Raw genomic sequence first — 21,584 nt, 5'->3', positions numbered from 1 at the left:
TTTATTTTTAGTTTTACAGTCCCGTACCTAATTTATTAAAACCGCCAATTTGCAGAAATATTCTTTACAAAACCTGAAATTTTCGAAATGGGATATTTTGATTTTCCTTCTTTACGCGGCGGTATTTGGATATTTCGTTTTTCAGCCTGCAATAATTTCGCCGGACACCCATAGTTATTGGCATTTGGATATTGTTCGTTATCCCGTTTACGTGCTTTTTTTAAGAGGATTTGAATTTATATTTGGTGAAAATTATGAACCTTTTGCGGTTGCGTTTCAACTGGTTTTCACATTGATTTCCGTTCAAATTTTCAGCAGCAATTTTTCGCGGTTGCTGAAACTTCATTTCGTGTTGCAATTGCTATTGGTTGGTATTTTGCTGTTTCCCATTTTTCCACCGCTACTTACGGCAAATAATCTTTGCTCCGAAGGACTTTCATATCCACTGTATTTATTGATGGTTTCCTTCGCCGTGGATTTTCTTTTCAAAAATGAAAAACGAAAAATTTATTTCTTTGCCATTGCTTTTATTGCGCTCGCACTCACCCGCGGGCAGTTTGCCATTATTGCCGTTATCGTTGCTTTTCTTTTTATTTTGAAGCATAAAAAATTTATTTTCCGAAAAGTGAATCTCAAGTTTTTGCTGTTACTCCTTTTGCTTCCGTTTATTTCAAATATGCTGGACAGCACTTATAGAAAATTGGTCCACAACCATTTTATTACCGCGCCCTACAGTTTTGTGAACGCGGTTACATTGCCACTTTTTATTTCAGAAGAAAAGGATTCCCTGCTATTTGAAAACGAGGACCAAAAGATAATTTTTCAAAAAACATATCATCGCATTGATAGTTTGGGGCTTTTAAGTTCGAAGGTTGAAGGCGATTACAAAGCGAAGTATCAGGTTTTCCACGATAATTTCCCGTACATCTGCAACCAAAGTTTTCATGACATTGGCCGAAAACATTTTAGGGATAAAAATGATCCATTCCAAAGTTCAATCGATACTGAAATTGCCGCAAAAGCGATGTTTTTTCCACTGGTAAAAACACATTTGAAAGATTATATTTCGCTTTATTACACAAGTGTGATGCACGGTTTTTATTCATTTTTTATTTTTCTTTTCTTCGTTTTGGTGTGCATTTTTAGCGGAATCAAACTTTTGAAAAAATTCACTCTCGAATACGGAATTATTTTTTTCGGAAGCTTATTGATTCTTTCAAATGCACTAATTGTCGCAGTTGCCGTGCACACCATTATGCGATATGTGTTCTATAATTTTGCGTTGGCGTTTATTATTTTAATTTTACTGCTGAAAAAAGCAACCTTCGCCAAATGAAAACCGAGCTAAGTGTAGTAATGCCGTGCCTTAACGAAGCTGAAACCCTTGCGGTCTGTATTGAAAAAGCGCACCATTTTTTTGAGCGCGAAAACATTGCCGGCGAGGTAATTATTGCGGACAATGGCAGTACGGATGGCTCACAACAGATTGCGAAAAACCTGAATGCAACCGTAATTAACGTTCCGCAAAAAGGCTACGGAAGTGCCCTGCGCGGCGGTATTGAAGCCGCAAATGGACTTTACGTGATTATGGGTGATGCAGATGATAGCTACGATTTTAGCAATTTGATGCCCTATGTTTTAAAACTTCGCGAAGGTTTTGATTTGGTAATGGGAAACCGTTTCAAAGGCGGAATTGAGAAAGGAGCTATGCCGTTTCTCCATAAATATTTGGGCAATCCCGTGCTTTCTTTTATTGGAAGATTGTTTTTTAAATCAAAAATTGGGGATTTCCATTGCGGGCTTCGCGGATTTTCAAAAGAGGCTTATCACAGAATGGAACTGAAAACCACGGGGATGGAATTTGCCAGTGAAATGATAGTAAAAGCGAGCCTAAAAAATATGAAAATCGCTGAAGTACCCACCGTGCTTTCCAAAGATGGACGTTCGCGGCCACCGCATTTAAATACGTGGCGCGACGGCTGGAGGCACTTGCGATTTTTGGTACTTTACAGCCCAAAATGGCTTTTCTTGCTACCTGGAATTTTAATGATGATTTTGGGGATTTTCGCCTCGGCTGCTTTGATAGCTGGCCCCGTCACAATCGGGAACGTGAATTTTGACGTGCACACCCTTCTTTTTACTTCCGGAATGTTATTGATAGGTTTTCAGTTTGTGCTGTTTTACGGCCTCACAAAAGTTTTCACGGTTGAAAATGATTTGCTACCAAAATCAAACAAATACGACCGATTTTTTAAATTGATTACCCTTGAAAAAGGATTGGTTGCGGGAATTTTATTGGTGATATTTGGAGTCATTTTAAGCATAACTGCTTATACAGACTGGCAACAATTAAGCTTTGGAAACATTAATTCCACCGAAATTTTAAGAATTGTAATTCCCGCAGTAACGCTGATGTTACTTGGTATTCAGGTTATTCTGTTCAGTCTGTTTTTTAGTATATTGGGGTTGAAAAAGTAATTTATTCTTCACTTAATTTTACGCTCTTAAAAGAAATGTTGTTATTCCCATCAATCAATTCGTAAACACCTTTCGGCGCACCTTTTGTGATTAAACCGTAACTAATATCTGGCTGCAAATTGTCAAGATATTTTTCATTTTCACTTAAATAACTGAACAAAACCCGAAAGACATTCACCGAAGTTTTCATTTCAGAATCAAAAGCTGGAGCTGTAGCATTGGGCCAATGTATAGAAAGTATGCTGCTGAAAATTGAACGAACCTTATCCGGGTCTTCCATTTTCTCATTCCCTTGTTGAAGTTTTTCCATACCCACATACCCACCGTGATCTGCCATAATCATTATAAGTGCATTTGGATCTTTTTCTAAAATTACCTCAATTAATTCGGTTAAATTGTTGTTCGCTTTTTCAAGATTTTCGAGATAAATCTTACGTTTTTTTTCAACTATATTTTTACCGCCGGAAGAACCATCAATATGTTTTGGATTAAAAATTTCAATAAAGAAAAATTTTGGTTGTGCTTCATCTTCATTCAAACTATTTTTGAAATCGGGTAAAATCTCCTTTTTAATCTCCATTCCCGTTCCCAAAAAGGGCACTTCAGAATATTCAAAATTAGAATAATCGTAACCTATTTTTGGTCTATTCATCAACAAATACGGATATTCTGAAAAGAAATGGGTTTTGTAGCCATTACTTTTGAAAATATTTAAAACAGCATTTTCGCTGATGATGATATTCCGGGCGCGCGTAACTTCATTTGAACCCGAGCTGCTGGAATAGAAATGATGCTTCATCGTAAAAGTGGAACTATTTGAAGCTAACGTGGCATCATAATTACTTCGAAAATCACTGTAATTTTTGAAATTTCGGCCAGTTAAAAAGTCCTCAAAATCTGTATTTGAATAGTTGTAATAGCCTTTTTTCAATTCTGAAAAATTCACATAACCATCCGGCTGGATGTAATAAATATTCGGTTTCTTTTTGAAAATAGCGGCTTCAATAGTATCTGGTTGGCGCGTCCAATTATTTGAGTATGAAAGGTTTTCATATACAACCGGAATTAACGTGAAAAGACTAATTACAGCTAGTATAAGCTGTAGCAAAATCACTTTTTTGAAATGTTTGGATAGAACGTAACCAAGAACCAACGAAATCAGGAAAATTCCCGCTGTAATTTTCATTTGAATTCCTGGATATAAAACCATTTTCAGAAAAAAGAGAAACAAAAAGATATTTAAGGAAGGCAAGATAATTTTTGACCAATCGGCTTTTATTTTTGTTGAAAGCCAATAAAAAATGACGGATAAAAAGAGTGGAATTGCAAGAAAAATCAAGGAAAAATACCCGAGATGTGCCCAAGAGTCTATAAGCGAAAAATTACGCGAATAATAAAAAGACATTGGGTAAAGCCCGGCTGCAAGTCCCGCCAAAATGGGAAATTCTTTTTCACCTTTTAGAAATTTTTCAGCGATATTTTGCCCTTTTTTCTGCGCCATTTATTTTCTTTTATACAAATAAAGAATCCGCTTTGTGCCCATCACGGCCTCCTTTTTTTCAAGATCAAAATATGTTGAATACCCCTTTTCAAATTCAATTTCATTGTAAAAATCGAAATGGTTTATAAACTCGCGTTTTCGCACTAATAGCGACTCTACCCAAGAGTCATCGCGGGTTGGTAATTCAATAATCAGATTTTTTGAAAATGATGCAAAAAATGCTGCAGATTTTTCAAAAGGGACATTGCCCGAAAGTGTGATGTGGTGAATGAGCGCAAGTGCCATCGTTACGTCCGGTGAATATTCCTTCAATCTTTCAATGAGCGAATTGCGCTCGGTATTATTGAATCCTACACTCGGTGCCGGCTGCAGCACGTCACATACAAAGGGCAACATGTTTTCTTCCTTATTCTGTTGAACTTGCCTATAATTATGGTCCACAGCGTTACTGTCAATATCGGTAACCATTATATGCGGGACGCTATCTATTACCGTTCTTCCAAAAGTGCCATCATTTCCCCCAACATCTATTAATTTCTGTGGATTGAGAGGTTTTATCCACTTTTTTATGAGTTCTTTTTTAGCTTCAAAAGCGGTTTCATTGTAATTGGTTTTGTTGTAATAATCGCCCCATTCGCTGGTTTCCTTCAATTTTAAATCTTTGATATATTCAAATAGACTTTGAAGTATATTTTCTTGGGCTTTTTTGGAAAGTGTAGCGATCTTAGTCTCAGCTTTATAATCCTCACTATGCTTGCTTTCCATCTTAGCTAGCAAGTGAATATTGGGATATAATGTGGAACTGAGTTTAGTGCGCGTTGGCAACAATGAGGAAATCAATTTAACGGGAATCCCGTCGATATACGTTTGCATCATTTTAAAAATTTCCGTCCCGTGATATTTTGCCAAAACAAGCGGCCCAAAAAAGTGGGTGATAAACTGCTTATACGCCCGCCAAGGAGTTCCTTCCTCATAAAAATCAAAAGAAAGCGTATCGATGAAAATGGGTTTTCCTTTATGGAACGTAACATTGTATGCCGATGCGTCCTTCAAAATAAAGCCTTTTGAAAGCGCATATTTCTGAATTTTCAGCGTATGAAGCGCAGCGTGTCTATATTGCTCAAAACTCCACTCGTATGGATTTGTGATGAACGGAATTTTTTCTGGGGTAATAACAATTTCTTCTGGAGAATTTGAAGTTTCCTCGTGCGGAATCAACAAACCATTTTGAATGAGATTTTGGAAGAATCCACTCTCGGTCAATTTTTTGTACTGTGGAAAATAAACTGGTTTTATGGCCCTTCTCAAGGTGCCATTATCGTGAAAAATGTAGCCGGAAGGATCTCTAAAGGAAGCTTCGTGAGCGTTAGTTTTTTTTGTCATCGGTGTCTTGCTCTTCAATATCAATTGAATCGTAAGTATCTTCTTTCTCTTTTGTCAACCCAAAAAAAGATTTCACCTTATACATTACCCCTTTTGAAAAAAGCAGCACTCCCGCAGCACCCGCAACTACAGCTTGCACTATCATTGCACCCAATCCTGGATCAAAATACAAAAAATTCATATTGAATTTATTTACAGAAAGGCAGTGCTTTCTTTACAATTAGACAACAAATAAACTAAAAATATGGCAGAATATTTTAAAAAATCCCTTTTGGTTTCGCAGTTTAACAACGTTGTCCAAAAGGGATTTTACTATTTTATAAAATAAATTTTAAAGTTTAAAGCGTTTTCTATCGGTTTCCTTGAGAAGAATTTTACGAAGTCTCAAGTGGTTTGGCGTAACCTCAACATATTCATCTTTCTGGATGTATTCCAACGCTTCTTCCAAAGAAAATTTTATTGCTGGAATAATGCGTGCTTTATCATCAGCGCCCGAAGAACGTACGTTTGAAAGCTTTTTGGTTTTTGTGATATTCACCGTCATATCATCTTGGCGAGAATTTTCACCAATTACTTGGCCTTCATAAATATCCTCTCCCGGATCTACGAAGAAGCGCCCTCTATCCTGCAATTTATCTATAGAATAAGGAATTGCGCTACCATTTTCCATAGAAACCAAACTTCCGTTTTGTCTTTCTGGAATTCCACCTTTTAGGGGTTGATATTCAAGAAAACGGTGCGTCATAATAGCCTCTCCAGCAGTTGCAGTAAGCAGTTGGTTACGCATACCAATAATACCACGGGATGGAATGATGAATTTGCAAACCATTCTATCGCCTTTTCCTTCCATACTTATCATTTCACCTTTACGGATGGTTACCATATTGATGGCAGTACCGCTAACGTTTTCCGGCAAATCGATAGTCATTTCTTCAACGGGTTCACATTTTACACCATCAATTTCTTTGATAATAACTTGTGGCTGCCCAATTTGAATCTCATAACCTTCACGGCGCATAGTTTCAATTAAAACTGAAAGGTGCAAAACCCCACGGCCAAAAACCATAAATTTATCGGCGCTATCCGTAGGTTGCATACGCAGCGCAAGATTTTTCTCAAGTTCCTTTTCAAGACGCTCTTTAATGTGGCGTGATGTTACAAATTTTCCATCCTTCCCGAAGAATGGGGAATCGTTGATTGTAAACATCATACTCATAGTAGGTTCATCGATTGCGATGGTTTTCAAAGCCTCAGGATTTTCAAAATCTGCAACAGTATCTCCAATTTCAAATCCTTCGAGCCCTACAAGCGCACAAATATCTCCAGCCTGTACTTCGTTTACTTTTTTACGGCCAAGCCCTTCAAAAGTGTGGACTTCCTTGATTTTTGATTTCACCTTAGTTCCATCGCGTTTTACGAGCATAACCTGCATACCTTCTTTTAAGGTGCCTCTTTGCAAGCGGCCGATGGCAATTCTTCCCGTAAATGAAGAGAAGTCGAGTGAGGTAATTAGCATCTGCACCGTACCTTCCTCCACTTTTGGAGAAGGAATATGTTCAAGAACCATATCCAGTAACGGTTCAATAGTTTCTGTTTTCTTCTTCCAGTCATCGCTCATCCAGTTCTGTTTTGCAGAACCATAGACTGTTGGGAAGTCCAACTGCCATTCTTCAGCACCCAATTCAAACATTAAATCAAAAACAGCTTCGTGCACCTCATCTGGCGTACAGTTTTCCTTATCAACTTTATTTACAACCACGCAAGGTTTCAGACCGAGTGAGATTGCTTTCTGGAGTACAAATCGCGTCTGTGGCATAGGTCCTTCAAAGGCATCAACCAATAGCAACACACCATCTGCCATGTTTAAAACCCGTTCCACTTCTCCTCCAAAATCCGCGTGACCAGGGGTATCTATTATATTGATTTTAGTATCCTTATAAACAACCGAAACGTTTTTTGAGGTAATGGTAATTCCTCTTTCACGTTCCAAATCATTGTTGTCCAAAATTAATTCACCTGTATTTTCGTTTTCACGGAAAAGGCTGCAGTGGTGCATAATCTTATCGACCAAAGTAGTTTTACCGTGGTCAACGTGGGCTATAATGGCAATATTTTTAATTTTCATAGAAAGACTCCTTTTTTAAGAGGGTGCAAAAGTAGTGTTTCTTAGTTGATTACACGCAGATAGTGAAAATATATTTTTGAGAAAAAATTGAGTTATTCCACCCATAGATTTTGCCCAAAAGGAAGAAGGTAAAATACATATCTTTACATCTCTAAATTTGAATTATGGAATTGAGCAAAATCCCAAAAATAAAGCATACGAATTCTGATAATTTTTTTCTTCTGGCTGGACCATGCGCCATAGAAGGAGAAGAAATGGCATTGCGAATAGCAGAAAAAATTGTTGCCATAACGGAAAAACTTAAAATTCCATATATTTTTAAAGGAAGTTTCAAGAAAGCAAACCGAAGCAGACTAGACAGTTTTACCGGTATAGGCGACGAAAAGGCGCTGAAAATTCTTCGAAAAGTTTCAGAAACTTTTGACGTTCCCACGGTTACTGATATTCATGAAATAAGTGATGCCTCAATGGCAGCCGAATATGTAGATGTTTTACAAATCCCAGCATTTTTGGTTCGACAGACAGATTTGGTGGTGGCAGCTGCGGAAACGGGCAAAGTGGTAAATCTGAAAAAAGGTCAATTTATGAGCCCAGAAAGTATGAAGCATGCAGTTACAAAGGTTACCGATTGCAACAATCAACAAGTAATTATTACAGATCGCGGGACTATGTTTGGCTACCAGGATATGATCGTGGATTATCGCGGAATCCCTACTATGAAACAATATGCACCAGTGGTGCTTGATGTAACCCACAGTTTACAACAACCAAACCAGAGTGCAGGTGTTACCGGAGGTAGACCAGAAATGATTTCGACCATTGCCCGTGCGGGAATTGCAACTGGAACTGATGGTATTTTTATAGAAACCCATTTTGATCCCGCAAACGCGAAAAGCGATGGAGCTAACATGTTGGATCTTTCGCATCTGGAAAAATTGTTGACGGATTTGGTAGCTATTAAAAAGACCATCAATAGTCTATAAAAAATAGCAGGTATAAAAAAGGACCAATCATTTGGATTGGTCCATTTGCATCCCATACTTACTATAACTCCCCAATTACAGCTGTATTTTCAGCTTTGGCTAAAAAATGTAAACACTTCTGCATTTACAAAAAAAAAGGCGAACCTGTAGTTTCTCAAAAAAAAGCTGTTCAAATTTGAACAGCTAGGCAAACACAAAATCGACCCCCTATCGATTTTAATTTTTTTTAAAAAAGGCCGGCAGGATTGCGCGACCTTTTTTATTGAATAAATTACTTTTCCCCCATTAATTTATTACTGCAAAGATGGTAGGAAAAAGATATATGGGTCAAGGGGGTTTTTCCCCTTTTTTAGGGGGGAAAAACCCCTTTTTCAATAAATTTTAATTATATATTAAACATTCTCATAGCTAAAATCTATTTTGCAGTTTCGGATAAATTAATTTACTTTGCTTTTCAAAGTACTTTAACATGGATAGCACAGATTATTTGAAGGACATAAATGAGATAAAAAATTTGATGAATAAATCATCTCGATTTATTTCACTTAGTGGACTCTCGGGTATTTTTGCAGGTATTTACGCTATTGCCGGAGCGGCCATCGCATATTTTTTTCTCTTTCCGAAAGACGGAGAAGTTCTGTTTCTATATGGGAGAAATTTTATGCTTTTGGTGGCATTGCTCTTTTCAGTAGCGTTTTTCAGTGTTTTAACAGCCTATTTCTTAACTACCCGAAAGGCCAAAAGAAACAACGAAAAAATATGGGATCAAACCACGAGACGTTTATTGATCAATTTTTTGATACCACTGGTTACAGGTGGATTATACATACTTATAAAACTCAATAGCCAACATTATGGTCTTTCAGCATCGTTAATGCTTATTTTTTATGGCCTGGCTCTGGTTAATGCATCCAAATATACTATTGGCAATGTGAAGTATCTTGGCTATGCACAGATTATCTTGGGATTGATTTGCGCCATCTTTCCTGGGTACGGACTGGTTTTTTGGGTTTTGGGATTTGGGGTGCTCCACATTATTTACGGTAGTATAATGCACTATAATGAACAGAAATAATTATGGGTATTATAGACAACATCAATAAACTTTTTGATCATCGAATTCGCTTGGGAATCATGAGCATTCTAGTGGTCAATGAAGATGCGGACTTCAACAGATTGAAGGAATTACTTGATGTTACTGATGGAAATTTGGCCAGCCACATAAAAGCACTGGAGCAGGCGGAATACATAAAAGTTGAAAAAACCTTTGTAGGAAGAAAGCCGAATACCAGCTATTCCGCATCGAAATTGGGTACTTCAGAATTTAAGAAACATATTGATGCACTCGAGAAATTAATTCAAAAACCAATATAACTAAAAACAATTTTTTTTATCAATTAACTTTGAAATACAAAGTACTTTAAAAACTAAATTATGGAAAATTCAAAAAACAAATTCAGCAATTGGCTAAAAAACTCCATTACCGCAAGAATGATGGTTGTTGGTTTCTTACTTTTAATTTTATTGATTCCGTTGGAATTTGTAAAAGAATTAATCAGGGAACGCGCGGTGAGGCAAGCAGAAGTAGTATCAGAAATAAATGGAAAATGGGGCAACAATGTGTTGATTTCAGGTCCAATTATAAAGATTCCATATAAGGTTTTGAAAGAAGAAACCAATTTTAATGAAAAAGATAAAACGTATTATCCAACAACTTCAGAAATTATAAAATATGCATACTTCTTTCCAGATAGCTTAAAAATTGATTCAGATGTTGATGCCAACACCCGTGAGCGCAGCATATATGAATCGGTAGTTTTTACGGCATCCATTGCTATGAAAGGGACATTCCCCAAAATAGATTTTTCGGCATTGGATATTCTTCCAGAAAATATAGTTTGGGAAAAGGCGACCGTACTAATTAAAACTTCAAATTTACGAGGCATAAAAACCACTCCCTCTGTACGTATCAATTCATTGGATTTAGCAATGACACCACAATATTCTCGTGATTTTTTGAATACCATTCAGAGTGGATTCATAGAAAATGCGCAGGAATTATTTTTGAATGAAAATAAATTTTCATTCAACTTAAAAATAAATGGCAGTGAAAGCTTAAGATTTTTGCCAATAGGTAAAGAAACTGACGTCTCCATGAGATCTAATTGGAACTCGCCCAGCTTTGATGGTAATTTTTTACCGGAAGATACCGATAATACTATTAAAAAGGAAGGATTTACAGCCCAGTGGCGTATCCTTCAAATAAATAGACAATTTGAACAGCAATTTTCAGAAAAATTACCTGATTTAAAGGAATTCTCTTTCGGCACCAAATTTATTGTCCCAGTGGATGATTACCAAAAAAGCGAACGCACGGCAAAATACGGATTTATGGTTATAGGATTGACGCTATTGGTTTTTCTACTTATACAATTGGTCAGCCATATTTACATACACCCATTTCAATATGTAATGATAGGTCTTGCCTTGGTTATGTTCTATACGTTGCTCATCTCTATTTCTGAACACAGTGATTTCTTTATGGCATATATGGTTGCGGCCGCGGCTGTGCTTGCATTGATCACTATCTATTCAAGAGCTATACTTAATGGGTGGAAATTCCCCATGTTAATTTGCGCCTCACTTGCCTCACTTTATGGTTTTATCTACGTGATTATTCAATTAGAAAACTATGCGCTGTTGGTTGGAAGTATTGGTCTTTTTGTAATATTGGGCATTATCATGTTTGCTTCCCGAAAAATTGATTGGAATAATGGATAAGAAATCAATTAATATAGAGAGAAGGGAAAAAACTCCCTTCTCTTTTTTAAAATCAGCAAATTTGAGACATCATAAATTGAATTATTTTCTAATTTTTTTAGCGCTATTTGGTATCGAAATACTTATTGCCACCCTTCCCTCCCATTCATTTGTCCGTGGATTTATTGGCGATGCATTGGTTGTTGTGCTGTTGTTCTATTTTTGCAAAATATTCATAAACGTTGAATATTTCAAATTGGCCATTGCCGTTTTAGGCTTTGCTTTTTTGGTTGAAATTTTACAATTTTTTGAAATAACGGAAAAATTTCAAATAGAATCAAAATTGCTTTTAATAATCATTGGCTCCGTATTTGATCCGTGGGACTTTTTGGCCTATTTTATTGGGTTTCTATTTATTTTATTTCTTTCAAAAACGGCAACTAAAATCTAGGGATTGTACAATTGATATACATATTAACACAATCAAAATTTTGGGTTTTTGATAATTAGTTTATTTTGCGGAAAAATTTGAAATAAATAAAACGAACGAAGAAAGACAACCCATCGTCCTCGTAAAAAATTAATACATATTTCTTAAATAAATTTTTCCAATGCAAATTTCAAGTAAATATCTTCTTATTTCGTTTTTATTAGTCTTTAACTTGGCAACCGCCCAAAAGCACAAACCAATAGAATTTACGGAGCCTTTGGCCTCAGAAATTTCAATGAAAATGTACCCACAGGATCCGGAAGCGGCAGGGGTTGTAATTTTCAAAAAGGGCAATTATTTCGTTGATGTTATTGACAATTACGTAAGGGTTGTAAAAGAAGTCCACGTTAAAACCAAAGTTTTCAATGCAAAGGAATTTAAACAAGCAACCATTAATATTCCCTATTACAGAGAACGCAACGTGCGTGAAAACATCACAAGATTCAAGGCAGTAACCTACAATGGCAAGACTGAAACCTACGTGGGAAACAATGCCTTTTTTGAAACGGATATAAATAATAATTGGGCCTATAAAACCTTTACATTCCCAAACGTACAGGATGGAAGCATTTTGGAATATACCTATAGAATCGAGTCTCCCTATTTTACCAATTTCGGCGAATGGGATTTTCAGGGACCGCTGCCCATTATTTATTCAGAATTCCACGCAGAAATTCCTGGTAATTTTCAATATAACAGAACACTTAGAGGCTCAATTCCTTTGGATGTTAATGATGCAACCATAAAAAAGGCTTGTTTTACCTTGCCAGGTTTTGCGGTTCCTGGTGATTGTGAATCAGTAACATATGCCATGAAAAATGTTCCAGCCTTCAAGGAAGAAAAATATATGCTGTCCAAGGATAATTATCTTTCAAATATAAGTTATGAATTGGTGCAATTTACTAATCTAAGCGGCGAGAGAAATAATTTTACCCGTAATTGGGATGAAATCGACACGAAATTTAAATACGATAACAATCTTGGCCGTCAACTAAACTATGATAGTTATTTTAAAAGCAAATTACCATCAAACCTACTTGCCGCGAGTACAGATCTAGAAAAAGCAAAGAACATCTACTACCATATTCAGCAACAAATGAATTGGAACGAAAAAGATGGTATCTCAATAGATACTGATGTAAAGAATGCTTATGAGAAAGGTTCTGGCAACAACTCTGAAATCAATTTCGCCTTATTGAATGCTTTGGAAGCCGCCAATCTCGAGGCATATGTGGTCCTTATCACTACACGTGATAGAGCAAAACCAACACAATTATATCCAGTGATAACCGATTTCAATTACGCAATTGTAATGCTTACTTTAGAAAATGAGAAATATTTTCTGGATGCTACCGAAAAGAATACGCCTTTTGGAGTTTTGCCCGTGAGAACGCTCAATGGTGAAGGTAGGGTGCTGGATTTCAAAAAAGGAAGTTACTGGGAAAAGATTGAACCCATCAATCGAAATGTGCACTACACGAACGTACAACTAACTGCCAATGAAGAGGGCGTTTTCAGTGGAAAAGTAAGTGAGATTTCAACTGGCTATATTTCGGTGGAAAAAAGGGATGAGTACAATAATTTCACTCCGCAAGAAATTCTAAAAAAGAAACAGAGCAAAAATGAGTCGTTGGATATTTCAAATCTAGAAATTGAAAACGATAAGGATTTGGAACAACCCTACAAAGAAACCTACGATATTGAATTGCACGACCAGACAGCCGGCGATAGATTTTTTCTTTTTCCATTTATTTCCGAAAATTATTTTGAACAAAATCCTTTTACGGCAGAAATACGGAAATATCCAATAGATTTCGCATTCCCAATATCCAATACCTATTTGGTTTCCATAGATTTGAATGACCAATACGAATTGGTAAAAAAACCGGCGAATAAAGTAATGAAATTACCTGAGAATGATGGGGAGCTTACCGTAGCATATGATGCCGCTGGCAACAAGATAACTATTAGGTTAAACCTGAAACTGAACAATCATAGTTTTAGACCAGAGGCCTATAAAAGTTTGCAGGAATTTTTTACCCAACTTATTAAACTGGAAAAAGAAGAACCGCTGGAGCTTAAAAGAATTTAATCAACCGTTTACATACGATTGCAAATACGAAAATCGATCGGTCAATTTTCCATCCGCCGTGGTCATTTGCGCACGTTTTAAAATGCCATCTTCATCAAAATTGAAAAAGGCCGGGATTACGTGCTCCAGAAACATATCGCCAAAACCTTCGCTGGCGTCCTTTGGCAATTCGCACGGCAAATTATCCACAGCCATGACGGTAATTGCGTTTGGGGCATCAAATTCAGTTTCGGTTTCCGTCTGTGGATTATAGCCGTAAAACGGATTTGCAATAGTAGATGCCCGCAGGGTGCTGGCAATGGGCCCATCAACATCGCAGGAAATGTCGGCCACTAAATTTATTTTAAAATCTGGATGCTTGGCATCTTCGCGTGTAAACAAATACGGTGCGCCATCTCCATAAAAATGCCCGGTAATAAACATATCGCTCACCTTGGCATATTTCATAAAATCGCTTTCATAATTGGAAGGGTCATTATAAAATTCCTCTTTATTGAAGGGGCTTCCGTCCTTTGTTTTGTTGTATTCCGTAACGTCAATCATACAATAAACCGCTTCATCAAATTCCTTTGAAAGATAATCCAAATCCGAAACTTCGCGAATTTTTAGATGATCCAGAATTTCCTTTGCACCACGAGCTACCTTTCCCGTGCCGGAAAGAATAATTTTCAACGTTGGCAGCGAAATTTTATCGAGTTCGGCTTTCACGGCTTTTAAATCGGGAAGGCTTTCCACTTTTGGCAAATTGAAAATTCCATCGCGAATTCCCAGCGCTCTAAAACCATTGTACGCCCCCACCAAGCCTGCGTAATAGCCAAAACCTATCAATCTATTTTTATGTTCGCCAACAATGGTTTCGTGATCAAACAGCTCAATTTTTTTCTGAAGAATTGCCTGTAGCAGTTTTCTATTATACGGTTGCTTTTTGATTGTATGGCTGAAAAAAAAATATTTTTTATTGGGAATAAGCGCCTCAACGGGAACTTCCTTTACACCCAGCATAACGTCTGCTTTTGAAACGTCCTCCAAAACCTCAAAACCCGCATCGCTATACGCGCTGTCAGGAAATATCCGGACATCTGAGGTCTCCACAATTATGCGCGCATCTGGAAATTTTTTTATGACTTCCTGACATTTTTTCGGTGAAAAAACCACGCGTCTATCGGGTGGGTTTTTGCGTTCCTTGATAATGGCGAAGGTAATGGGCATGTGGTATGTTTTTTGTTCCAAATGGAATTGGAATTATTGCGGTGGCAAAGATAGGGTTTTTCATGTATCTTTGCCGCCCGCGTTAGGGATTGAGGCGGCATCCTTTTTATTTTTTATAAAAAGATATAGCCGAAAGCCCGACCCGCCCCAAGCGGGTAACGCCCAAAAGAACAATTGCTAATTAATAATTGCTAATTGTTCATTGTTCATTGTTCATTGAAAAAGGGGCCGACTGGTTTTGACAGCGGGTCTAATTGTATTGTAAGCATGCCGAGCGCTGGGATACAGCTCGTAAATCTCATATTTCACACTTTTTAAACGGCGAGAATAACTACGCCCTAGCTGCATAACCCGAATTATAGTACGGTATGCCTCGGCCCACAAGGTGGGCAAGCAGGAAGTCGCTCGAAGGCCTTGGTTTACGGCGTTCGATATAGCGGCTTCGTAAAAGTAAACCTAATCTGCGCAGGGCTTTGATGCGCGGGTGAAACCTGAGCGAAGCTAAGGGGTGCGTTGGTAGTCTTTGACCGGCAAACCCTCGAAAAACCAAATGAAGACTAAGCATGTAGAAAGCAGTATGGTTGCGCGTTTGGACGAGGGTTCGAATCCCTCCGGCTCCACAAAAAATCCGCGAAGCGTTTTGTTTAGCGGATTTTTTTTATTTTATACATTCCTTTTCCACATAGGATTCGCTTTTAAAACTTTTTTATAAATGGCGCAATTTTCTTCGTGCGCGCCGGGAAGATACCCGATGCTCATTAAAAATTCGCCCACAATCTCACCGCCCGTAAATTTGAAGGTTTTTTTAAAAAGCTTTACCCATTCTTCCTTTGATTTGGGATGATTGTGCTCCAACCAATTCTCAAAGGAACCGAACTCTTTCTGCAATTCTAAAACCGTTTTTGCATTTTCAATGGCGGCATTTACTTTTAGCTTGTTTCTTATAATTCCGGCATCGTTCAATAGGCGGTTTCTATCTTCTTGGGTATAATGCGCAATTTTTTGAATGCTGAAATCATCGTAGGCTTTGCGGAATGATGATTCCTTTTTTAGAATGGTTTCCCAACTTAAACCAGCTTGGTTAATTTCCATAATCAATCGCCCAAAAAGTTCATCGTCATTATGGATGGGAAATCCATAAAAATTATCGTGATAATTTTTGTGGAGTGCCCGCCGCTCCTCGGGCTGCATGCTTTCTATCGCTTTACAATAACTCATAATATCATTTTTACATTACGAAAGTAAGGATTGGATAATTTTCAAATCAAAAAAATCATATTTTAAATCGAAATTACAAGAAACAGATCTTAACATCTATTGTATTTACTCTACATAATAACAATGTTCAAAACTTTAACGTGATAAATAACAAGCAATTGAGAATTTATGGTAAATTTATCTCTCTGAGATTTTTAGACCCCAAATCAAGAAATCTGAACCTACGCAATAATCAATCCAACCGATTATGCGAAAAGTTTTATACAATTTCAATGAATTCCTCTATTCTCCAGAGGTAATTTGGGTTTTCTTCATCTTTACCGCCGCTGTGGCGTTTGCATTAACGGTAATTTCAGTTTTGTTTTATACCAATGCCATTAGTTAGTTTTTTTCTTAAAACCATTTATATCAATCTTTCTTGGTTTTTTTTTTAAACTATTTGATGATGTTTGGTTCGCCATTGCTTAATTTCTTTTTACATCTTTCAACAACCATTTGTCAAGATTTCGTTCTTTATCCGCGGCGTGCAGCACAATCATATCTCCCGTAGCTTCAAAAATAACGGCTCGCACTTCATCTAAATCTATCACATTTGCTTCCCGAAGTTTTGACCTTAAATCGCCTTCGGTAACCCGTGCTTTTTTCAGATTTTCCGTTAATATTTTATTTCCATCCATTAATAACAGCGGTGAATTATCAATAGCTTTTTTGAAAAATTCAAACCTTCTGAAATAGGCCGCCATCATCTGCAAGGAATAGATTATCAATAACCCGAAAGCCCCTTCGGTAACTGAAAGGCTTTGCGTCATAATTACCGAAGCAATTACGGAACCAATGGCTACAGTCATCGCAAAATCAAAACTGCTCATTTTTGAAAAACTCCTTTTCCCAAAAATCCGCGTCAATATTATAACCGAAATGTAAATGAAAAAACAGCTTAGCGCTATTAGCAAAAGGCTTGTAGGAGAGGTCGAGAATAATTTTTCCATTGTGTAATTTACTAAAATTCACGTAAAACTAGTATCTTAAGATTTAGAATGAAGAATATATGAGCAGAGGTTTTGTAAAGGAAGGCGACCAAGAGGAGACACCCATCATTCCCCCCAGGGCTGCGTTGCCCAATAATGCAGTAAATTATGTTACTCCAAAGGGACTTGAGTTGCTAAAACTGGAACGCGAGCAATTGGAAATGCAGCGCGATGGCCTTGAAAGCATAAATGAGCAACAGCGCCGGGTGGATCTGGGCGTATTACAGGGCAAAATGGATTTGCTAAATGAAAGGATACGAACGGCGCGTGTTTTACAACTAAAAGAGCAACCCCAGGATGAGGTGCGTTTTGGGGCGACTGTTTCCTATAGAATATTGCCGAGTAATAACGTTCAGCAATTTCAGATTGTGGGCGTGGATGAAGCTGATATACGAAAAAAGAAAATAGCTTTTGTGGCACCCATCGCCGTAGCATTGACGGGACATAAAACTGGCGAAAAATTTTTATTTCAGCTAGGCTCAGAAACCAAGGAAATAGAAGTATTGAAAATTGAGTATTAAAAAATCCGTTCAGAAAATTAGCAAATCCAATTTTTTCCGAACGGATTCATTTTTTTATTTAAGCGCATTTTTCAGTACCGCCGCAGCCTGTAAAACAGCCATTTTGGTTGCGGGAACGTGGGCAATGGGGTTCAAGAGACCATAATCGTGAATCATTCCCTCATACCTCGTCAAAGTAACTTTTACGCCAGCTTCATCCAGTTTTCGGGCGTATGCTTCCCCTTCGTCACGCAATACATCATTTTCAGCAGTCTGTATCAATGCTGGTGGTAAATTTTTTAATTGCTCGATACTGGCCTGCAATGGTGAAGCGTAAATTTCTTTTCTTTTTTTAACATCGGGTAAGTAATTATCCCAAAACCATTTCATCATATTTTTAGTCAAGAATCGGTCTTCGGCATATAAATTATAGGATTCCGTATCAAAGTTTGCATCGGTCACAGGCCATAACAGCACCTGTAATTTAATTTTTGGCCCTTTCTTCTCTTTAGCCATTAAACTTATAACGGCACTCATATTTCCGCCAACACTATTTCCAACAACCGCCAGGTTTTTTCCATCCACGCCAATTTCCTTTCCATTTTCAGCAACCCATTGCGTTGCAGCATAAATTTCATTGATTGCTGTAGGATACTGTGCCTCGGGTGAGCGTGTAAAATCTGGAAATACGGCAACAGCGCCGCTTTCAACCACAAGGTCTCGCACCAATCTGCGATGTGTGGGATAATCGCCCAACACCCAACCGCCGCCGTGGATAAAGATGAAAACGGGGGCTTCATCCTTTACACCTTTGGGTTTGGTAATGTGAATTTTTACGTTGAGTCCATTTTGGCTAATGGTTTTTTCATTTTCTGAAATTCCGGAATAGTCCACATCAACAGAATTTTGGGCATCCTCCAAAACCTTTCTCGCTTCTTTCGGCTCCATTTGTTCCATTGGTTTGGCATCGCCAGAATTCAGATCTTTCAGAAATTCACGTACTTTTTCGAAGATTTTCGGATCTTTTTCTGCTTCGTAGGGTCTTTTTTCACTTGACATAATTTCTTTTTTGCAGTGAAATTAATGGATAAATCACTCAAAGCAATTTCGCTTAACAATCAATTATGAAAGATGATAACGGTAGACAAAATTCTGAAAGCGTATATTTGTGGAAAGTTAACTAACTCGAGAACTCTTACAGAAGCCTAACTTCCAAAGTTTTATGAATAACATTAAAAAATAAAATCATCATGAAAATATTTAAAACGCTCTTCATTTTAGTATCCTTTCCACTTTTCGCGCAACAGGGAGGTATGTGGATTCCTTCACTCTTAGAAGGAATGAACGTTACCGAAATGACCAACCTGGGGATGAAAATGACGGCTAAGGATATTTATGACGTCAATAATGCCAGTTTGAAAGATGCCATTCCGCATTTTAATGGCGGATGTACATCAGAAGTTATATCGCCCAACGGTCTTCTGTTGACCAACCACCACTGCGGTTACGGGCAGATACAAAGCCATTCCACGCTTGAGCACGACTATCTTGAAAATGGTTTTTGGGCAAAAAATATGAAGGATGAGCTCCCCAATCCAGGGACTACTGCAACATTTATTATTAAAATTGAAGATGTAACTTCAAAGATTTTGGCAAATGTAGATCAATCACTTTCGGAAGCTGAAAAGCAGAAAAAAATTGAAGAAAATATGGCTGAGGTTGTAAAAAATTCTCCCAAAGAAACCTGGCAAGAAAACCGTGTGCGTACCTTTTATGAGGGCAATCAATACATGCTGTTTGTTGTAGAGACTTATAAGGATGTTCGCTTGGTTGGTGCTCCGCCCTCATCCATCGGAAAATTTGGGAGCGATACAGATAACTGGGTGTGGCCTAGGCATACCGGAGATTTTTCAATGTTCCGTATTTATGCCGATAAGAACAATCGCCCTGCAGAATATTCTGAAGAAAATGTACCCTACAAACCAAAACATTATTTGCCCATTTCGCTGGACGGCGTAGCGGAGGATGATTTCACACTGGTTTTTGGATTTCCCGGAACTACTGATGAATACTTGCCTTCGGTAGCCATTGAGCAAGTTATAAATACTATCAATCCCGCACGAATAGCCATTCGGGATGCAGCGTTGGCAATTCAGGATAAATATATGCGTGCAGATCCGCAGATTAAAATTCAGTATGCTTCAAAGTATGCGCGCATCGCCAATTACTGGAAAAAATGGCGAGGAGAAACGCTTGGCTTGAAAAAATCTGACGCTGCGGGAATCAAAAAGCGGCAGGAAAACAAGCTTACATCAGAAATAAACAAGAAAGGGAAACAACAGGAATATGCCAATATTTTGCCACAATTTGAAAAATTTTATTCTGAAATAGAGCCCTATGCCCTAGCCCGGGAATATTTTTTGGAAACGGTTTTAAGAAATGTGGAATTGCTTCGGACTGCCTATCAAACCTATCAATTAAAACAGATATTTGAGAATAGAGGGGAGCAATCTTTTAATGACCGCAGGGATAATCTTTTGGCTTCGCTGGAAAATCAGTACAAAGATTTTAACAAGCAAGTGGATTCTGAAGTTTTTGAAGCGCTAATCGCACTTTATGCGAAAAATGTACCGCAACAGTTTCTTCCCAATTCATTCAAAAATCTCAATGCGGAATCCACGGCTTCAAACATTTATGAAAATTCTGCCTTTGTGAAATATAATTCAGTAAAAAATCTGTTGACTGGGAATGCAGAAGAAGTGATCTCGAAATTGGAAAAGGATCCCGGATTTATATTGGTAAAAGAAATGGCGGATAGTTATTTTGAAAAAGTTGATCCTAAGTACGATGAACTGAATACCAATATTTCTGCATTGCAACGTAATTATATGAAAGCATTATTGGAACTTAGCCCAAAAGATGCCCGTATTTTCCCAAATGCCAATAGCACATTACGCGTAACCTACGGAAAGGTTAATGGATATTCTCCCGCAGATGCGGTCTATTACGAACCCGTTACACATTTGGAAGGTGTTATGGAAAAATACGTTCCGGGAGATTATGAGTTTGACGTGCCCAAAAAACTTATTGAGCTGTACAACACCAAAGATTATGGTCCTTATGGCGAAAATGGTAAAATGCCTGTTAATTTTATAGGAACAAATCACACCACGGGTGGCAATTCCGGCAGTCCAGCTATTGATGCAAATGGAAATTTGATTGGATTAAATTTTGACCGTGTTTGGGAAGGGACTATGAGCGATTATTACTATGATCCAGCCTTATCACGCAATATTATGGTAGATATCCGTTACGTTCTTTTTATTGTTGACAAATACGCAGATGCAAAAAATTTAATCAACGAAATGACACTAGTCCATCCTAAAAAAGACAAAAGGAAAATAAAGAAGTAATTCTTTAGGCTTAAAAATAGCGTTTTTATTTCTTAATATTTTGTGGAGTCAACTGGCCCTAAAGCATATTTTATTTTTAGGCATAGCACATCGAAAGAAAATAAAATGATGTTGCAACGCAGGTTAACCCCTTTATAACTAATGAAACGTTTTTTTCTAATTGAGAACTCATACAAGTTGTTCCCTATCTAAAATTTTCATCAGAAACAACGTTATTTATATTCAATTTCAAATCGCAGTAAGTCCATTGACTACCTTAATGAAAAACAATTAATTACTTAAGATTTTTTTTAATAAAACAAAAACCCACCGGCAATACCGGTGGGTTTTCTTTTTTGGCTGGTTACTTTAAACGATCAACACTTATACAAGCTATTTAGTAAATAACTTCCGCTAAAGTATAA

Annotated in this window: 19 protein-coding genes and 1 other RNA gene; 12 read left to right on the top strand and 8 right to left on the bottom strand. The window is 37.5% G+C overall.

The annotated features are described in order from the left end of the window. The first annotated feature begins 97 nt into the window (after positions 1 to 97). Complete coding sequence (locus tag KIV10_RS11680; protein ID WP_214113927.1) at positions 98 to 1,336, top strand: hypothetical protein; 1,239 nt, start codon at positions 98 to 100, stop codon at positions 1,334 to 1,336. Next, positions 1,333 to 2,478 carry a glycosyltransferase family 2 protein gene (locus KIV10_RS11675; RefSeq protein ID WP_214113925.1) on the top strand — a complete coding sequence of 382 codons (1,146 nt, stop codon included), beginning with the start codon at positions 1,333 to 1,335 and terminating at the stop codon, positions 2,476 to 2,478. The genes KIV10_RS11680 and KIV10_RS11675 overlap by 4 nt, the downstream gene beginning before the upstream one ends. 1 nt (position 2,479) lies before the next feature. Here the strand turns inward: KIV10_RS11675 and KIV10_RS11670 are convergent, their stop codons facing one another. The 4 genes from KIV10_RS11670 to typA all read right to left on the bottom strand — a co-directional run bounded on the left by KIV10_RS11670 (position 2,480) and on the right by typA (position 7,487). Then, the gene (locus KIV10_RS11670) at positions 2,480 to 3,979 is read right to left on the bottom strand and encodes a sulfatase-like hydrolase/transferase (RefSeq protein WP_214113923.1); all 1,500 of its coding nucleotides are present in this window, start codon (positions 3,977 to 3,979) and stop codon (positions 2,480 to 2,482) included. After that, a complete protein-coding gene (locus tag KIV10_RS11665) occupies positions 3,980 to 5,362 on the bottom strand; it encodes a class I SAM-dependent methyltransferase (RefSeq protein WP_214113921.1) in 1,383 nt (460 codons plus the stop codon). Next, on the bottom strand, positions 5,346 to 5,543 hold the full coding sequence (locus KIV10_RS11660) for a hypothetical protein (protein ID WP_214113920.1): 198 nt from the start codon (positions 5,541 to 5,543) through the stop codon (positions 5,346 to 5,348). Before KIV10_RS11660 ends, KIV10_RS11665 begins: the two co-directional genes overlap by 17 nt. Before the next feature lie 150 nt (positions 5,544 to 5,693). After that, complete coding sequence (gene typA / locus KIV10_RS11655) at positions 5,694 to 7,487, bottom strand: translational GTPase TypA (protein WP_214113918.1); 1,794 nt, start codon at positions 7,485 to 7,487, stop codon at positions 5,694 to 5,696. A 164-nt stretch (positions 7,488 to 7,651) separates the two neighbouring features. Between typA and kdsA the strand changes: the two genes are divergently transcribed. The 6 genes from kdsA (at position 7,652) to KIV10_RS11625 (ending at position 13,812) form a co-directional block, all read left to right on the top strand. Next, positions 7,652 to 8,470 carry a 3-deoxy-8-phosphooctulonate synthase gene (gene kdsA, locus KIV10_RS11650; RefSeq protein ID WP_214113916.1) on the top strand — a complete coding sequence of 273 codons (819 nt, stop codon included), beginning with the start codon at positions 7,652 to 7,654 and terminating at the stop codon, positions 8,468 to 8,470. Positions 8,471 to 8,939: 469 nt separating this feature from the next. Continuing rightward, entirely contained in the window at positions 8,940 to 9,545 is a 606-nt protein-coding gene (locus tag KIV10_RS11645; protein ID WP_214113914.1) for a hypothetical protein, read from the top strand. A gap of 2 nt (positions 9,546 to 9,547) precedes the next feature. Next, entirely contained in the window at positions 9,548 to 9,844 is a 297-nt protein-coding gene (locus tag KIV10_RS11640; RefSeq protein ID WP_214113913.1) for a winged helix-turn-helix domain-containing protein, read from the top strand. Between the two features lie 60 nt (positions 9,845 to 9,904). Beyond that, entirely contained in the window at positions 9,905 to 11,251 is a 1,347-nt protein-coding gene (gene creD, locus KIV10_RS11635; RefSeq protein ID WP_214113911.1) for a cell envelope integrity protein CreD, read from the top strand. Between the two features lie 76 nt (positions 11,252 to 11,327). After that, positions 11,328 to 11,681 (top strand): ribosomal maturation YjgA family protein, encoded by a 354-nt coding sequence (locus KIV10_RS11630; protein WP_214113909.1) that lies wholly within the window; start codon positions 11,328 to 11,330, stop codon positions 11,679 to 11,681. A gap of 160 nt (positions 11,682 to 11,841) precedes the next feature. Further along, entirely contained in the window at positions 11,842 to 13,812 is a 1,971-nt protein-coding gene (locus tag KIV10_RS11625) for a DUF3858 domain-containing protein (protein ID WP_214113907.1), read from the top strand. Here KIV10_RS11625 and KIV10_RS11620 read toward each other — a convergent pair whose 3' ends face one another. Further along, entirely contained in the window at positions 13,813 to 15,015 is a 1,203-nt protein-coding gene (locus KIV10_RS11620) for an NAD(P)-dependent oxidoreductase (RefSeq protein ID WP_214114230.1), read from the bottom strand. 230 nt (positions 15,016 to 15,245) lie between these two features. Between KIV10_RS11620 and ssrA the strand changes: the two genes are divergently transcribed. Further along, positions 15,246 to 15,644, top strand: a transfer-messenger RNA (tmRNA) gene (gene ssrA, locus KIV10_RS11615). A gap of 40 nt (positions 15,645 to 15,684) precedes the next feature. Here ssrA and KIV10_RS11610 read toward each other — a convergent pair. Continuing rightward, on the bottom strand, positions 15,685 to 16,239 hold the full coding sequence (locus KIV10_RS11610) for a DNA-3-methyladenine glycosylase I (RefSeq protein WP_214113905.1): 555 nt from the start codon (positions 16,237 to 16,239) through the stop codon (positions 15,685 to 15,687). A 247-nt stretch (positions 16,240 to 16,486) separates the two neighbouring features. On the opposite strand from KIV10_RS11610, the gene KIV10_RS11605 reads away from it, so the two are divergent. After that, the gene (locus KIV10_RS11605; protein ID WP_214113903.1) at positions 16,487 to 16,624 is read left to right on the top strand and encodes a hypothetical protein; all 138 of its coding nucleotides are present in this window, start codon (positions 16,487 to 16,489) and stop codon (positions 16,622 to 16,624) included. Positions 16,625 to 16,703: 79 nt separating this feature from the next. Here the strand turns inward: KIV10_RS11605 and KIV10_RS11600 are convergent, their stop codons facing one another. After that, complete coding sequence (locus KIV10_RS11600; protein WP_214113894.1) at positions 16,704 to 17,228, bottom strand: DUF421 domain-containing protein; 525 nt, start codon at positions 17,226 to 17,228, stop codon at positions 16,704 to 16,706. 59 nt (positions 17,229 to 17,287) lie between these two features. Here KIV10_RS11600 and KIV10_RS11595 point away from each other — a divergent pair, with 59 nt between their 5' ends. Then, complete coding sequence (locus KIV10_RS11595) at positions 17,288 to 17,788, top strand: GreA/GreB family elongation factor (protein WP_214113892.1); 501 nt, start codon at positions 17,288 to 17,290, stop codon at positions 17,786 to 17,788. A gap of 54 nt (positions 17,789 to 17,842) precedes the next feature. Here KIV10_RS11595 and KIV10_RS11590 read toward each other — a convergent pair whose 3' ends face one another. Beyond that, positions 17,843 to 18,826 (bottom strand): alpha/beta hydrolase, encoded by a 984-nt coding sequence (locus tag KIV10_RS11590; RefSeq protein WP_214113890.1) that lies wholly within the window; start codon positions 18,824 to 18,826, stop codon positions 17,843 to 17,845. 191 nt (positions 18,827 to 19,017) lie between these two features. Here KIV10_RS11590 and KIV10_RS11585 point away from each other — a divergent pair, with 191 nt between their 5' ends. Continuing rightward, positions 19,018 to 21,180, top strand: a complete 2,163-nt coding sequence (locus tag KIV10_RS11585; RefSeq protein ID WP_214113888.1) for a S46 family peptidase — start codon at positions 19,018 to 19,020, stop codon at positions 21,178 to 21,180. The last annotated feature ends 404 nt before the right edge of the window (positions 21,181 to 21,584 follow it).

The organism is Aequorivita echinoideorum (genome assembly GCF_018476645.1).
Taxonomy (GTDB): Bacteria; Bacteroidota; Bacteroidia; order Flavobacteriales; family Flavobacteriaceae; genus Aequorivita; species Aequorivita echinoideorum.
Note: the sequence above shows the minus strand (reverse complement) of the source record. Positions and strands in the feature narration are given on the sequence as shown.

Coding starts and splice junctions, on each gene's coding strand:
- creD (WP_214113911.1), top strand. CDS start 9,905: ATGGAAAATTCAAAAAACAAATTCAGCAATTGGCTAAAAAACTCCATT.
- KIV10_RS11590 (WP_214113890.1), bottom strand. CDS start 18,826: ATGTCAAGTGAAAAAAGACCCTACGAAGCAGAAAAAGATCCGAAAATC.
- KIV10_RS11660 (WP_214113920.1), bottom strand. CDS start 5,543: ATGAATTTTTTGTATTTTGATCCAGGATTGGGTGCAATGATAGTGCAA.
- KIV10_RS11595 (WP_214113892.1), top strand. CDS start 17,288: ATGAGCAGAGGTTTTGTAAAGGAAGGCGACCAAGAGGAGACACCCATC.
- kdsA (WP_214113916.1), top strand. CDS start 7,652: ATGGAATTGAGCAAAATCCCAAAAATAAAGCATACGAATTCTGATAAT.
- KIV10_RS11610 (WP_214113905.1), bottom strand. CDS start 16,239: ATGAGTTATTGTAAAGCGATAGAAAGCATGCAGCCCGAGGAGCGGCGG.
- KIV10_RS11670 (WP_214113923.1), bottom strand. CDS start 3,979: ATGGCGCAGAAAAAAGGGCAAAATATCGCTGAAAAATTTCTAAAAGGT.
- KIV10_RS11665 (WP_214113921.1), bottom strand. CDS start 5,362: ATGACAAAAAAAACTAACGCTCACGAAGCTTCCTTTAGAGATCCTTCC.
- typA (WP_214113918.1), bottom strand. CDS start 7,487: ATGAAAATTAAAAATATTGCCATTATAGCCCACGTTGACCACGGTAAA.
- KIV10_RS11600 (WP_214113894.1), bottom strand. CDS start 17,228: ATGGAAAAATTATTCTCGACCTCTCCTACAAGCCTTTTGCTAATAGCG.
- KIV10_RS11625 (WP_214113907.1), top strand. CDS start 11,842: ATGCAAATTTCAAGTAAATATCTTCTTATTTCGTTTTTATTAGTCTTT.
- KIV10_RS11640 (WP_214113913.1), top strand. CDS start 9,548: ATGGGTATTATAGACAACATCAATAAACTTTTTGATCATCGAATTCGC.
- KIV10_RS11675 (WP_214113925.1), top strand. CDS start 1,333: ATGAAAACCGAGCTAAGTGTAGTAATGCCGTGCCTTAACGAAGCTGAA.
- KIV10_RS11645 (WP_214113914.1), top strand. CDS start 8,940: ATGGATAGCACAGATTATTTGAAGGACATAAATGAGATAAAAAATTTG.
- KIV10_RS11585 (WP_214113888.1), top strand. CDS start 19,018: ATGAAAATATTTAAAACGCTCTTCATTTTAGTATCCTTTCCACTTTTC.
- KIV10_RS11605 (WP_214113903.1), top strand. CDS start 16,487: ATGCGAAAAGTTTTATACAATTTCAATGAATTCCTCTATTCTCCAGAG.